Raw genomic sequence first — 11,846 nt, forward strand, 5'->3', positions numbered from 1 at the left:
GGAATGGCGCCCATCACAAGGCCATGATTCTCAATCTCTCAGCTTGCTGTCTGCGCGAAAACGCCGCGCGCCGCCCGCACAAGACCGCACTGATCCTCGCCGGCGCGGACGGGACGCAAACCCTCACCTATGGCGAACTGGACCTTGCGGTCCGCCGCCTCGCGGCGGGGTTTTCGACCCTCGGCCTACCCAGGGGCGCGCGGATCGTCATCCGGCGCGGCAACGACCTTTATTATGTCCTGAGTTTTTTCGCCGCCATCGCCGCCGGCTATGTCGCCCTGCCCTCCTCCGCCCAGCTCACCGTGGACGAGGTCGGCCATCTCGTCGCGGATTCGCAGGCCGACATCCTGATCTGTTCGGAGACGCTCCAGGCGGCCGGCGGCGTGCGCGTGATCGGCGACGCCGAACTTTTGCGCCTCGCCCAACACCCGCCCTGCGACTATGCCGACACCGAACCGGAAGACCCCGCCTATCTGATCTACACCTCAGGGACGGCGAGCAAGCCCAAGGGGGTTATGCACGCTCAGCGCGTCGTGCTCGGACGCGAACCCATGCTCGACGCCTGGGAAGGTTTTTTCGAAGACGACATCGTGCTGCACGCCGGCGCGATCAACTGGACCTACACGCTTGGGGTCGGACTGATGGACCCTTTTCGAAGAGGCGCGACGTCCGTGTTGTACAACGGACCCGCCGACCCGAGCGTCTGGCCGAGGCTGATCGCGCGGTTCGGCGCCACAGTTTTTGCCGCCGTCCCCGGCGTCTATCGCCAGATGCTGCGCCAGGACGATTTCGCGCGCCAAAATTTTGCGACGCTGCGCCACGGCCTGGTCGCCGGCGAGGCGCTTCCGCCCGCGCTCGCCAAAACCTTTTCGGAAAAAACCGGCAAGCCGCTCTACGAAGCCTTGGGGATGAGCGAAATTTCCACCTACATCTCCACCGGACCTTCGGTCCCCTATCGTCCGGGATCGCCGGGAAAACCGCAGCCGGGGCGGCGCGTCGCAATCCTGCCGCTTGAAGGCGGAGACACGCCCCTTCCAGCCGGCGAGAGCGGTCTGATCGCCGTGCATCGCTCCGACCCCGGCCTGATGCTCGGCTATTGGCGCAACCCCGAGGCCGAGGCTGAAGCTTTTCGCGGCGAATGGTTTGTCGGCGGCGACGTCGCGCATCTCGACGCGGAAAACTACGTCTGGCTGCACGGCCGCGCCGACGACCTCATGAACGCCGGTGGTTTTCGCGTGTCCCCGGCAGAGGTCGAGGCCGTTCTGTGCGCGGCGCGGGGCGTCGCCGATGCCGCGGTGGCCGAGCGCGAGGTGCGCGCGGACGTGCGGGTGATCTGCGCTTTTGTCGTCCGGGCGCCGGGCGCAACCGTGGACGAGGCGGCGCTGAAAAGCCATTGCGCGCAAAAACTCGCCGGCTACAAGCAGCCGAAAAAATACGTGTTTCTCGACGCCTTGCCGCGCACCCGCAATGGCAAGATCGCCCGCCGCCTGCTCTAGAGGATTCCATGACCGACCTTTACGCCGTGATCGGCAACCCGATCTCGCACAGCAAGTCGCCGCTGATCCACAAGGGTTTTGCCGAAGTTTTGGGGCAGGACCTCGATTACATCGCCATCGAGGGGCCGCTGGGGCGCTTCGCCGAGACGGTGGATGCGTGGCGAGCCAAGGGTTTGCGCGGGCTGAACATCACCGTGCCCTTCAAGATGGACGCTTTTGCCTATGCCACGCGGCGCGACGCGGCGGCGGAAGAGGCCGGGGCGGTGAATTGCCTGACGTTTGAGGGCGACACGGCCGAGGGCGCCAATTTCGATGGAATCGGGCTCGCCCGCGACATCGAGGCGAACCTGCGGTTTGCCGTGGCGGGCAAAAACGTGCTGGTGCTCGGCACGGGCGGGGCGACGCGCGGCGCGCTTGGTCCGCTGCTGGCGCGCGAGCCAGCGCGGCTGACGGTGGCGTTCCGGACGCCGGGAAAGGAAGCGGAGTTGCGCGCTTTGTTCCCGCAGGCCAAGGCGCTCGATTTCGTCGCCTACGGCGATTTGCGCGACGCCTATGATCTGGTGCTCAACGCGACCTCGGCGACGCTGAGCGGCGAGGCGCCGCCGGTTCCGGCCAAAAGTTTTGCGCGCGGCGCGCTGGCTTATGATCTGGCCTATGGCAAGGGCCTGACGCCCTTCCTGCGCCTGGCGCGCGAGGCGGGGGTGGATCGGTGCGTGGACGGTGTCGGCATGCTGGTGGAACAGGCGGCCGAAGCTTTTCAAAGATGGCGAGGCGTGCGGCCGGAGACCAGGGCGATGATCGAGAAGATCACCGTGCCGCTGGTGTAGGCATGATCTTGGCGAATTGAGCGACCAGCTTTCCACCGTCATTGCGAGCGAAGCGAAGCAATCCAGAAATCGCGCGAGCGACGGATGTCCAATGACAGAGCAAGATGCTCAATCTCGCTCCTGACGGATGGGTCTGGATTGCTTCGCTTCGCTCGCAATGACGGCATGAAGACGGCGGCTATATCCCCCTGCCCTCGACCTCCCGCGAAAGCGCCTCGACCTCGCGCGCCAAAACCTTGTCCTGCGGGTCCAACTCGGCGGCGCGTCGCAAGAGGTCGAGCGCTTCCGCCTTCCGGCTTTCGCGCAAAAGCTCCGACAATTGGCGCATGGCCAAAAAATCGCGCGGCTCGATGCTGAGCGCCCTGGAGAGGTCGAGCATGGCCGCCTCGCGGTCGCCATCCTCGACCGCCGATTGCGCGCGGCGCCGCCAAGCCTGCCCCCAATCGGGATAGAGCGTGACCACCCGGTCCAGCAGTTTCGCCGCGATCTCCGCCTTCTGCGCGCGCAACGCGGTTTCCGCGCGGGCCATGAGAAGGTCGGCGGTCGGCGAGCCCGAATGACTCCACAGCGCGCCTATCATGGCGCGCAATTGCGCGGCGGATTCGGGATCCTCCGCCTGCCCCAGTTTTTGGAACAGGCCGTCGATCAGATTCTGGCGCGGCGGCGCGCCGGCTTGCGACGCGCCAAACATCGGCGCCAGAAGCCCCAACGCCAGAAACACTGCAAAAATTCGTCTCATGCGCTCAGTCAAACAGATTTGCGCGCCCGGGCCAACAGCTCCAGGGTCGCCGGGTCGGGTTGACCGCCACACAATTTCGCGAGCGCCTCGGCGAAAACCGGCTCCTGCGGCGCGGCCTGGGCGAACAAAGTCATGGAGGAGCGGAATTTCGCATCGTCCGGCGCGCCAAGAATTTCGTTCAGGGTTCGGCCCTCGACGGCGCACACCCAGTTTGCGCACGCGCGCAGGCGAGGCCCCAGAATCGGATGGGCGAGATAGGCGCGCGCCTCCTCCAGCGACTCCAGCGCATAAAGCTGGGCCATTTGCGAAAAACCGAGCCCGGCGAGTTGCGGGAAGATGAACCACATCCAATGGCTGCGCTTGCGCCCGGCGCGCAATTCCGTCTCGACCTGGGCGAACACGTGCGCCTGGGCGTCGACAAACCGCTGGAGATCGAAACCGTCCATGCGCCCCTCCAAAACGAAAAACCCCGGCGCAAGGCCGGGGTTCTCGAAAATCGGACCGAAGCCTCAGCCCTGGCGGGCCTTGTAGCGCTTCTGGGTCTTGTTGATGATGTAAACGCGGCCCTTGCGGCGAACCAGTTGGTTGTCGCGGTGACGCGTACGCAGCGACTTGAGCGAGTTACGGACTTTCATTGTCTACCCCGGAGTTGGCCGGGGTTCTCCCTCAGCCGGAAATTGGAGCCGTGCTTCTGCCAAATTTTTGCGGCGCGATCAAGCCCTGGGCTCAGGTTTTCTTGCAGGTGTTGAGCCCAAGCACCGTGTAAAGGCCGCACCAGCCGACCAGTCCGGTGAGCAGCGGCAGGACGCCGATCCAGCCCCAGGGCGTTTGCGGGCCGACGAAAACCAGCGAAATCAGCGCAAGGCCGATGATGACGCGCAAAATGCGATCGAGTTGCCCGACATTCCTCATGACCTGTCTCCTCCGTGTTGAAGCGATGCCCTCTTGTTAGGGCAAGGGGAATACGGGGTCGGTGACTTCGGTCACGAATTCGAAAAATCTTCAAGACCGGCGCGGTCGCCGATCTCGATGCGGCCGCGCGAAAGCCGCACCAGCCCGGCGCGCTGGAACAGCGACAATTGCCGGCTGACCACCTCGCGCGCCGCGCCAATGTCCTCCGCAAGCTCCTGGTGCGTCGCCTCGAACGACGCGGCGTCCCCGGCGCGGGCGAGGACGGCGCCGGCCAGACGCGCGTCCACGCGCAAGAATGCGATGGTTTCAACGAGGCGCATCATTTCGGCGAGCCGCGCGCCAAAACGCTCGAACACGAACTCGGAAAATTCGCCGGATTCGCGCATCAACCGCTTGAACAGGGGTGGAGGGACCACGACCAGGCGCAAATCGGTTTCGGCGACGCCCTCGGCGGAATAGTCGAGCGCGCCCATCAGGCACAAAGTGGTTTGGACGCAGGTTTCGCCCGGCGCGATCCGGTAGAGCACGAGGCGGCGGCCGTTCTCGGCGGTGACGCCGACGCGCACGCCGCCTTCGAGCAGGACAACAAAACCCTGGCAGGGCGAGCCCGCCGAAAACAGGATCTTGCCCTTGGGAATCTTCAGCTCGGGCAGCCGCGCCAGATTTTCGCGCGCGTCGGCGTCGAGTTTGTGCAGGGGCGCGAAATGGTCGAGCCACATGGATCAAACGGACGCGTTTGCGACCAGGAAATCGCGAAACGCTTGGATGCGCGCGACATTCTTCATCTCGCTGGGATAGGCCAGCCAGCAATCGAACACCGGCATATCCAGGTGAAGGTCGAGGCGGGTCAGCGGCGACGAGACGTCGATGACATAATCGGGCAGGATCGCGACGCCCGCGCCGCGCTCGACCGCCTGGCGCACGGCGAACAGGTTGTTGATCGAAATGGAGGGCTCGCGCGGCTTTTTCGGGTCGCGGCCGGCGTAAAGCAGCAGGTTGAGGTTGTTGAGATAGGCCGGGCCGGACACGCCGAAGGCGAGGATGCGATGGGCGTCGAGGTCGGCGGCGCTCTGCGGCTGGCCGAAACGCTGGATGTAGGCCCGCGACGCATAGGCCGAATAGGTCAGCGAAAACAGTTTTCGGCGAATCAGATCGCTCTGGGTGGGCTCGCGCAGACGCAGGGCGACATCGGCCTCACGCATCGACAGGTCGAGTTCGTCGTCGGTGAGGATGACGGTGAGGGTGATATCGGGGTAAAGTTCGCGGAATTCCGCAAGGCGCGGCGCGAGCCAAGAAGCGCCGAAGCCGGTGTTGGCGGTGACGCGCAGCTCGCCGCGCGGCTTTTCGCGCGAATCGGACAGGCGCAGGCGCGCGCCCTCGAGCTTGGCCAGCACCTCCTGCACGGTGCGAAAAAGCATCTCGCCCTGCTCGGTCAGCAGCAGGCCGCGCGCGTGGCGGTGAAACAACGTGGTCTTGAGATCGTATTCGAGAGCGCTTACCTGACGGCTGACGGCGGATTGGCTCAGGTGCAGGGACTCGCCGGCATGGGTGAACGAGCCGGCCGAGGCGGCGGCGTGAAATATGCGTAGCTTGTCCCAGTCCATTGGCCCGCCCCGTCATGACGCCCTGGCATGGGAGTCATGCGTTCATTGCAGTCCGGTTACGCTATAGGAGGCGTCGATGTTTGCCTACGGAAAAAAGCTGAAACTGCCCAGCGCAGCGGAGGCGCTTCCGGGCCGCGCGCAAGCGATAGACCCGGGTCCGCGACATTTTGTCTTGGGGATGCCGCTGCAGCCGCCCTACCCCCGGGACACGCAAACCATCCAGTTCGGCCTGGGCTGTTTTTGGGGCGCCGAGCGCAAGTTCTGGCAGGTCCGGGGCGTGCATGTCACGGCGGTCGGCTATTCCGGCGGCTTCACGCCAAACCCCAGCTACGATGAGGTTTGCTCGGGCATGACAGGCCATGCCGAAACGGTGCAGGTGGTGTTCGACCCTGAGCGGATTCCGCTGGCGCAGCTCCTGAAGATTTTTTGGGAATCGCATGACCCCACCCAGGGCATGCGCCAGGGCAATGACATGGGAACGCAATATCGCTCTGCCATCTACTACACCAGCGAGGCGCAGCACGTCGCCGCGGAAGCCTCGAAAGCGGCCTACCAGTCTGCCCTGTCCCGGCATGGCTACGGGCCGATCACAACGGAGATCGCGGCGGCCGGTCCATTCTATTTCGCCGAGGAACACCATCAGCAATATCTCGCCAAAAATCCCGGCGGTTATTGCGGTCTGGGCGGCAGCGGAGTTTCCTGCCCGATTGGGCTTGAGGCCTGAGCAAAAATCCGAATAAATACGGCCGCGCCCGGGCGACGCGGCCCATTGAATTTCGTCGAAGACGTAATGGAAAGGTTTGGGCATGAGTTTTAGCAAAAAGGTCGAGAAGACGCTCGAAACGCTGCTGTTTGCCAGCCGCTGGCTGCTGGCGCCCTTCTTCCTGGCGCTGATTCTCTGCCTTGTGGCTTTGCTGGTCCAGGCCGAAATGCATGTCTACCATGTGATCTCGACGGTGTTCCGCGCCTCCGAAACCTCGGTGGTGCTCGATTCGCTCAGCCTGATCGACCTGACCTTTACCGGCGCCCTGGTGGTGCTGGTGATCTTCGCCGGCTACGAGAATTTCGTGTCCCGCATCGACCACCTCGACGAGCCCGACGGCGGCGCCGAAGCGACTAAGACCCAGGCCTCCTGGCCGACATGGATGCGCACCATCGATTTCAACGGGCTGAAGCTGAAGCTGATGTCGTCGATCGTGGCCATTTCGGCGATCCAGACCCTGCGCGTGCTGCTCGACATGAACAACCGCACCAACCAGGAACTGGCCTGGACTGTGGGCATCCACATGACCTTCGTGCTCTCCGCCGTGCTGCTGGCCTGGATGGACCGGATTTCCAGCCACGGCGAGGGGCATTGACGTTGACGCGCGCCTTGGTCTATCGCCGACGCAGTTAGACCGAGGAGAGTTCCCATGAGCCTGAAAAGACTTCACCCTGGCAAGCGCATGAGCCAGGGGGTTGCGCGCAGCGACATCGTTTACCTCGCGGGACAGGTGGCGGAAACCAAGGCGGGGTCTTCGGTGGCGGAGCAGACCAAGGAAATTTTGGGCCAGATCGACAAGCTGCTGGCCGAGGCCGGCACCGACAAGACCAAGATCATGATGGCGACCATCTATCTCGCCGACATCAAGACGTTCGCGGACATGAATCTGGCCTGGGACGCCTGGGTGGCCGAGGGCGCCACGCCGGCCCGCGCGACGGTCGAGGCCAAGCTGGTCGCCCCGGAATACAAGGTCGAGATCGCGGTGGTCGCGTCGATTTGATTTTTCCCTCTCCCCGCTAGCGGGGAGAGTTTTTTCCATTCAGCGGGTTGTCCTCGTCCCAGCCGTAGTTCAGCGTCTCGAAACGCATGTTGGCGAGGTCGAACAGGGCGAGACGCCCCACCATCGAGCGGCCGAAGCCGACAATCTCCCGGATCACCTCCAGCGCCATCAGCGCCCCGACCATGCCGGTGAGCGCGCCCAAAACCCCCGCCTCGGCGCAGGTCGGAACCGCGCCCGGCGGCGGCTTTTGCGGGAACAGGCAGCGATAGGTCGGGTTTGGCTTGCCGTCCGGCGCGGCCTCGAACGGTCGCAGGGTGGTGAGCGAGCCGTCGAACTGGCCGACCGCCGCCGTCACCAGCGGCTTTTTCGCGTAAAAGCAGGCGTCCGAGACGAAATAACGAGTATCGAAATTGTCGGAGCCGTCGGCGACGAGGTCGCAGTCGTCGATCAGCGCGCGCGCGTTGAGCTCCGTCAGCCTGACCGCCTCGACCTCGCAGGCGACATTGGGATTGAGCCGCTTCACCGCCTCGGCCGCAAGGACCGCCTTGCCCGCGCCGACATCCTCGTCGGCGAACAGGATTTGCCTTTGCAGGTTGGACAGCGACACTTTGTCGTCGTCGATGATTTTCAGCCGCCCTATCCCGGCCGCCGCCAGATAGAGCAGCAGCGGCGCGCCGAGCCCTCCCGCGCCGATCACGGCGACTTTCGCCGCCTTGAGCTTGCGCTGGCCGGGCCCGCCGATGTCGCGCAGCAGGATGTGACGCGCGTAGCGTTCGATTTCCTCGGGCGTGAGTTCGGGCAAAGGGGTCATGGGCGATCCAAAAAGAGCACGCCAAAGCCAAGCATGAATTCATTGACGAATCCATGCTTGCGCGTCACGCCCGTCCGCTCCACTCAAGCGCTTGTTCGAGCCGGTCGTCGCCCCAAAAAATTTCACCGTCCTGCGTGACGAAACTCGGCGCGCCGAACAGGCCGAGTTTTCGCGCGGTTTCCGTCTCTTCGCGCAGCAGCGCGCGAATGGGATCGGATCTGGATTGTTCCAGCAAATCCGCGGGAAGATCGAGGTCGGCCAGAATGCCGGCGAGCAGGGTTTCGTCGGAAATGACTTTTCCGAACCCGAATTGCGCGGCGAAAACGGCGCGCGAAAAATCGGGGCGGCGCGCGTCGGGCACCGCCAGCGCCAGACGCGCCGCATGAAGCGAATTCTGCGGAAATCCAGGGGGGTGCGTGAAAGGCTGCCCCCGCGCGGCGCAGGTGCGTTCGAGATCGCGCCACATGTAACGGCCCTTGGCGGGATAGATGTTGAAGGGGGAGTTCAGCCAGCCCTGGGCCGAAAAAATCGGCCCAAGCAGAAACGGCCGCCAGCGCAGGGCGACGCCAGCCTGTTGCGCCAGCTTTTCAATGCGATGGACCGACAGATAGGAATAGGTGCTGGCAAATTCATACCAGAAATCCAAATGGCGCAATGTCTCTTCCTCTCAAAGGGTTGCGAAGATTTGCGCGCCCACGGGTGGAACTGGGCGCAAAACACGGCTAGACGCTAAACAGGATTTCCGAAAAGTGGCCACCGGTTTTCGGATGAAAATCCTGCGAAAACAAAAGAACCTAAGCAAACATTCGTTGGCCGACCAACGACTATTTGCTCAGTCGTTCCGGAAAAGGGGAAGACGTGCCGCCGCCATCGACGAACCGCCTCGTCATCATCATCACGCTGGTTTGCATGGGGCTGTTCGCGCTCGCGCCGGAACTGGACCTGTCGGTCTCGCGGATGCTTTTTCGCGACGGCGGTTTTGTCGGCGCGTTCACCGCGGCCGGCGACGCGGCGCGACGCGTGTTCTGGGATGCGCCCTACGTCGTTCTCGCCGGTTTCCTCGCCGCCTACGCCCTGCGGCGCATGGGCCGCATCCGACGAGGCCCGGACGGCCGCGCCGTGATCTTTCTTGTCGCCACACTGGCGCTCGGTCCGGGGCTGCTGCTCAACGGCGCGCTCAAGGAGCATTCGGGCCGGCCGCGCCCGGTGTTCAGCAAAGAGTTCGGCGGCGACTGGGGGTTCAGGCCCTGGTACGATTTCCGTGGCGAATGCGACACCAACTGCTCCTTCGCCTCGGGCGAAACCGGCGCGTCCGCCTGGACGCTCGCGCCCGCGCTGCTGGCGCCGCCGCCGGCGCGCGCCTACGCGGTGGCCGCCGCGCTCCTGCTCACCGTCGCGACTGGCGCGCTGCGCGTCGCCTATGGCGGCCACTATCTGTCCGATGTCACGCTCGCCGCGTTGTTCACCATTCTGATCGTGCTCGCGGGCTATCGCTGGTATTCTCGCGGGTCCAAGAGCTGGATTTGACGCATGTTTTCCGACCTGCTGCTCGATGACGCCGCCTTTCTGTTGCGTTGGCTGCATGTGATCGCCGCCATGGTCTGGGTGGGCTCGGCCTTCGCCCTGCTGCGGCTCGATCTGGCGCTGCGCTCGCGTGAGGGCGGCGGCGCCCTGTTCCTCAACGGCGGCGCCTCGTTCCGTCTTTCGCGCACGACGCAGGCCGATGCGGACGAGCCGGCGCTGACCTTCAAGGTCGAGGCCTATGCGACCTGGTTCAGCGGTTTCGCCCTGATCTGCATGATTTTTTGCGCGGAGCCGCGGCTCTATCTGATTGACCCCCAGCTTTGGAACGCCGCGCCCTGGGCGGCGATCACCGTCGCGCTGGCGATGCTGCCGGCGGTGCTGCTCGTCTATGAAATCTTTTTCCGGCTGACGCGGCTCGAGGGCGACGCCGCGCTTTACAGCCTGTTCGGCTTTTGCGCGGCGCTCTCGGTCCTCATCTGCCTGCTGTTCGCCGGACGCGCCGCCTTTCCGCTGATCGGCGCGAACCTCGCCACTTTGATGGCCGGCAACATCGCTCACGTGATCGCCCCGGCGCAGCGCCGCAGGCTGAAAGCCCTGCGCGCGGGCGAGGCGCCGGACGAGGCCGACGCCAAAAAGGCGGGCGCGCGCGCCCTGCACAACCAGTATCTCGCGCTGCCCGTGGTTTTTTTCATGCTCGCGGGCCATGCGCCGCTGCTGTTTTCCGGGCCGCATCGCATCGGCGTCGCCATACTGGCGATCGGCGCCGGATTCTTGGTCCGCCGTTTTTTTCTGAAGCGCGCGCGGGGCGCCGGCTCCGAATGGGCGCTCGCAGCCGCCGCCGCCCTGCTGCTGGTGGCGATGTTGGCGCTGGCTTGGCCAAAAGCCCCGGAGGAAAAGGCGGCGCTCTCAGCCGGACAGGCGATTTCGCAACTGGTTCGCCCCGGCCCAGCGGCGGCGCACAGTCTGATCGAAGAGAAATGCGGCTGGTGCCATGCCGCCGCGCCCGCCTGGCCGGGTTTTTCGCGCCCGCCGGCCGGCCTCGATTTTTCCGACCGCGCGACGGTCGAAAAAAACGCCGCGGCCATTTTGCGCGCGGCGGTCTTGAGTTCAGCCATGCCGCCGCCTGGCGCCGCCCCGCCGCTCGACGACGAGGACAAGCTTTTGCTCTGGCGGGCGCTGCGGTGAGGCGAGTGGAGGCCCTGTCCTTCTCCCCTTGCGGGAGAAGGTGGCCCCGAAGGGGCCGGATGAGGGGTTCGTCCTGCTGCGAAGCGCTAGAGCGTTTTCGAGCGAAGCGGATGCCGGTTCGTGTGAAGAAAACGCGTCAAAACAAGAATCTAGAGCTTTTTCATGTGTCCATGAAACGTGAAAAAGCGCTAGAACTCGACGTCGAGTTCTTCCATCTCCTCCGGCTCGACTTTCGCGCCTTCGGCCCATTCGATCATGGGCGCCCAATTCAAGATATGGTCGCGATAGCCCGCCGCATCCGAATCCAGCGCCACGTGATAGGTGGCGAAGCGCGAGCACACCGGCGCGAACATGGCGTCGGCGACGGTCGGCTTGGCGCCGAACAGGAACGGGCCGCCATAATGGTCGAGGCATTCGCGAAAGATTTGCGTGATGCGCGCGATGTCGGGCTTGGCGCCCGACCAGATGCGGAAATTGGGGAAATCCCCCTTGATGTTCATCGGCAGGGCCGAGCGCAGATTGGCGAAGCCCGAGTGCATTTCACCCGACACGGCGCGGTTGTGGCTGCGCGCGGCGCGGTCCGCGGGCAGGAGGCCGGCCTTGGGGCAAATTTCCACGAGATATTCGGCGATGGCCAGCGTGTCCCAGACATGCACGCCGTGATGGTCGAGCGCCGGCGTGCGGAACGAGGGCGACAGCAACAGCAGTTCGGCGCGCGCGTCGGCGTCGTCGATCGGCACGCGCCGCTCCTCGAAATCGAGCCCGGCTATCTTGCACAGAAGCCATCCGCGCAGGGACCAGGAGGAATAGTTCTTGCTGCTGATGGTCAGGACCGCTTTGGGCATTGTCTCGCTCCCTGCCCGGCGAAGTTAAAGCAGGCGTTCCGTGCAAGCAATCCGCAAATTGCGTCCGCCGATGATCCGGGAAGACCGCAAGCGCTTGCGGCTTCGCCATTAGCCATTGGTATGCGACCATCTGTCAATTG

16 protein-coding genes are annotated in these 11,846 nt (G+C 64.5%); 7 read left to right on the plus strand and 9 right to left on the minus strand.

The features are described from left to right. Window positions 1-23: 23 nt before the first annotated feature. Window positions 24-1,496, plus strand: coding sequence for a class I adenylate-forming enzyme family protein (locus GJ654_RS10820; protein ID WP_155446172.1), 1,473 nt, complete (start codon window positions 24-26; stop codon window positions 1,494-1,496). 8 nt (window positions 1,497-1,504) lie between these two features. Next, entirely contained in the window at window positions 1,505-2,323 is an 819-nt protein-coding gene (gene aroE / locus GJ654_RS10825; protein WP_155446173.1) for a shikimate dehydrogenase, read from the plus strand. Between the two features lie 178 nt (window positions 2,324-2,501). Here aroE and GJ654_RS10830 read toward each other — a convergent pair whose 3' ends face one another. The 6 genes from GJ654_RS10830 to GJ654_RS10855 all read right to left on the minus strand — a co-directional run bounded on the left by GJ654_RS10830 (window position 2,502) and on the right by GJ654_RS10855 (window position 5,578). Beyond that, complete coding sequence (locus GJ654_RS10830; RefSeq protein ID WP_155446174.1) at window positions 2,502-3,062, minus strand: hypothetical protein; 561 nt, start codon at window positions 3,060-3,062, stop codon at window positions 2,502-2,504. 8 nt (window positions 3,063-3,070) lie between these two features. Then, window positions 3,071-3,508, minus strand: a complete 438-nt coding sequence (locus GJ654_RS10835; protein WP_155446175.1) for a DUF1810 domain-containing protein — start codon at window positions 3,506-3,508, stop codon at window positions 3,071-3,073. 63 nt (window positions 3,509-3,571) lie between these two features. Next, window positions 3,572-3,697, minus strand: a complete 126-nt coding sequence (gene ykgO, locus GJ654_RS10840) for a type B 50S ribosomal protein L36 (protein ID WP_088521155.1) — start codon at window positions 3,695-3,697, stop codon at window positions 3,572-3,574. Window positions 3,698-3,788: 91 nt separating this feature from the next. After that, a complete protein-coding gene (locus GJ654_RS10845) occupies window positions 3,789-3,974 on the minus strand; it encodes a YgaP family membrane protein (protein WP_155446176.1) in 186 nt (61 codons plus the stop codon). A 71-nt stretch (window positions 3,975-4,045) separates the two neighbouring features. Further along, window positions 4,046-4,693, minus strand: a complete 648-nt coding sequence (locus GJ654_RS10850) for a Crp/Fnr family transcriptional regulator (protein ID WP_155446177.1) — start codon at window positions 4,691-4,693, stop codon at window positions 4,046-4,048. Between the two features lie 3 nt (window positions 4,694-4,696). Continuing rightward, window positions 4,697-5,578, minus strand: a complete 882-nt coding sequence (locus tag GJ654_RS10855; protein ID WP_155446178.1) for a LysR family transcriptional regulator — start codon at window positions 5,576-5,578, stop codon at window positions 4,697-4,699. A gap of 76 nt (window positions 5,579-5,654) precedes the next feature. Between GJ654_RS10855 and msrA the strand changes: the two genes are divergently transcribed. The 3 genes from msrA (at window position 5,655) to GJ654_RS10870 (ending at window position 7,341) form a co-directional block, all read left to right on the plus strand. Beyond that, window positions 5,655-6,302 carry a peptide-methionine (S)-S-oxide reductase MsrA gene (gene msrA / locus GJ654_RS10860; protein ID WP_155446179.1) on the plus strand — a complete coding sequence of 216 codons (648 nt, stop codon included), beginning with the start codon at window positions 5,655-5,657 and terminating at the stop codon, window positions 6,300-6,302. Window positions 6,303-6,384: 82 nt separating this feature from the next. After that, window positions 6,385-6,936 (plus strand): TIGR00645 family protein, encoded by a 552-nt coding sequence (locus GJ654_RS10865; RefSeq protein ID WP_155446180.1) that lies wholly within the window; start codon window positions 6,385-6,387, stop codon window positions 6,934-6,936. Window positions 6,937-6,990: 54 nt separating this feature from the next. Next, on the plus strand, window positions 6,991-7,341 hold the full coding sequence (locus GJ654_RS10870) for a RidA family protein (RefSeq protein WP_155446181.1): 351 nt from the start codon (window positions 6,991-6,993) through the stop codon (window positions 7,339-7,341). Between the two features lie 16 nt (window positions 7,342-7,357). Here GJ654_RS10870 and GJ654_RS10875 read toward each other — a convergent pair whose 3' ends face one another. Further along, window positions 7,358-8,152: a HesA/MoeB/ThiF family protein gene (locus tag GJ654_RS10875; RefSeq protein ID WP_196305511.1), complete on the minus strand. Its 795-nt coding sequence runs from the start codon at window positions 8,150-8,152 to the stop codon at window positions 7,358-7,360. A gap of 64 nt (window positions 8,153-8,216) precedes the next feature. Continuing rightward, the gene (locus GJ654_RS10880; RefSeq protein WP_155446182.1) at window positions 8,217-8,807 is read right to left on the minus strand and encodes a 2-hydroxychromene-2-carboxylate isomerase; all 591 of its coding nucleotides are present in this window, start codon (window positions 8,805-8,807) and stop codon (window positions 8,217-8,219) included. Window positions 8,808-9,010: 203 nt separating this feature from the next. On the opposite strand from GJ654_RS10880, the gene GJ654_RS10885 reads away from it, so the two are divergent. Continuing rightward, a complete protein-coding gene (locus tag GJ654_RS10885; RefSeq protein ID WP_155446183.1) occupies window positions 9,011-9,679 on the plus strand; it encodes a phosphatase PAP2 family protein in 669 nt (222 codons plus the stop codon). 3 nt (window positions 9,680-9,682) lie between these two features. Next, complete coding sequence (locus tag GJ654_RS10890; RefSeq protein ID WP_155446184.1) at window positions 9,683-10,861, plus strand: urate hydroxylase PuuD; 1,179 nt, start codon at window positions 9,683-9,685, stop codon at window positions 10,859-10,861. Between the two features lie 188 nt (window positions 10,862-11,049). On the opposite strand, the gene GJ654_RS10895 is transcribed toward GJ654_RS10890, so the two are convergent. After that, the gene (locus GJ654_RS10895; protein WP_155446185.1) at window positions 11,050-11,706 is read right to left on the minus strand and encodes a glutathione S-transferase family protein; all 657 of its coding nucleotides are present in this window, start codon (window positions 11,704-11,706) and stop codon (window positions 11,050-11,052) included. Window positions 11,707-11,846 lie beyond the last annotated feature (140 nt).

This window comes from Rhodoblastus acidophilus, from assembly GCF_009720655.1.
Classification (GTDB): Bacteria; Pseudomonadota; Alphaproteobacteria; order Rhizobiales; family Beijerinckiaceae; genus Rhodoblastus; species Rhodoblastus acidophilus_A.

Excerpts from the sequence above, each read along its gene's own strand:
- msrA (WP_155446179.1), top strand. The coding sequence starts at position 5,655 with ATGTTTGCCTACGGAAAAAAGCTGAAACTGCCCAGCGCAGCGGAGGCG.
- aroE (WP_155446173.1), top strand. The coding sequence starts at position 1,505 with ATGACCGACCTTTACGCCGTGATCGGCAACCCGATCTCGCACAGCAAG.
- GJ654_RS10890 (WP_155446184.1), top strand. The coding sequence starts at position 9,683 with ATGTTTTCCGACCTGCTGCTCGATGACGCCGCCTTTCTGTTGCGTTGG.
- GJ654_RS10845 (WP_155446176.1), bottom strand. The coding sequence starts at position 3,974 with ATGAGGAATGTCGGGCAACTCGATCGCATTTTGCGCGTCATCATCGGC.
- GJ654_RS10830 (WP_155446174.1), bottom strand. The coding sequence starts at position 3,062 with ATGAGACGAATTTTTGCAGTGTTTCTGGCGTTGGGGCTTCTGGCGCCG.
- GJ654_RS10850 (WP_155446177.1), bottom strand. The coding sequence starts at position 4,693 with ATGTGGCTCGACCATTTCGCGCCCCTGCACAAACTCGACGCCGACGCG.
- GJ654_RS10870 (WP_155446181.1), top strand. The coding sequence starts at position 6,991 with ATGAGCCTGAAAAGACTTCACCCTGGCAAGCGCATGAGCCAGGGGGTT.
- GJ654_RS10835 (WP_155446175.1), bottom strand. The coding sequence starts at position 3,508 with ATGGACGGTTTCGATCTCCAGCGGTTTGTCGACGCCCAGGCGCACGTG.
- GJ654_RS10875 (WP_196305511.1), bottom strand. The coding sequence starts at position 8,152 with ATGACCCCTTTGCCCGAACTCACGCCCGAGGAAATCGAACGCTACGCG.
- GJ654_RS10895 (WP_155446185.1), bottom strand. The coding sequence starts at position 11,706 with ATGCCCAAAGCGGTCCTGACCATCAGCAGCAAGAACTATTCCTCCTGG.
- ykgO (WP_088521155.1), bottom strand. The coding sequence starts at position 3,697 with ATGAAAGTCCGTAACTCGCTCAAGTCGCTGCGTACGCGTCACCGCGAC.
- GJ654_RS10865 (WP_155446180.1), top strand. The coding sequence starts at position 6,385 with ATGAGTTTTAGCAAAAAGGTCGAGAAGACGCTCGAAACGCTGCTGTTT.
- GJ654_RS10820 (WP_155446172.1), top strand. The coding sequence starts at position 24 with ATGATTCTCAATCTCTCAGCTTGCTGTCTGCGCGAAAACGCCGCGCGC.
- GJ654_RS10855 (WP_155446178.1), bottom strand. The coding sequence starts at position 5,578 with ATGGACTGGGACAAGCTACGCATATTTCACGCCGCCGCCTCGGCCGGC.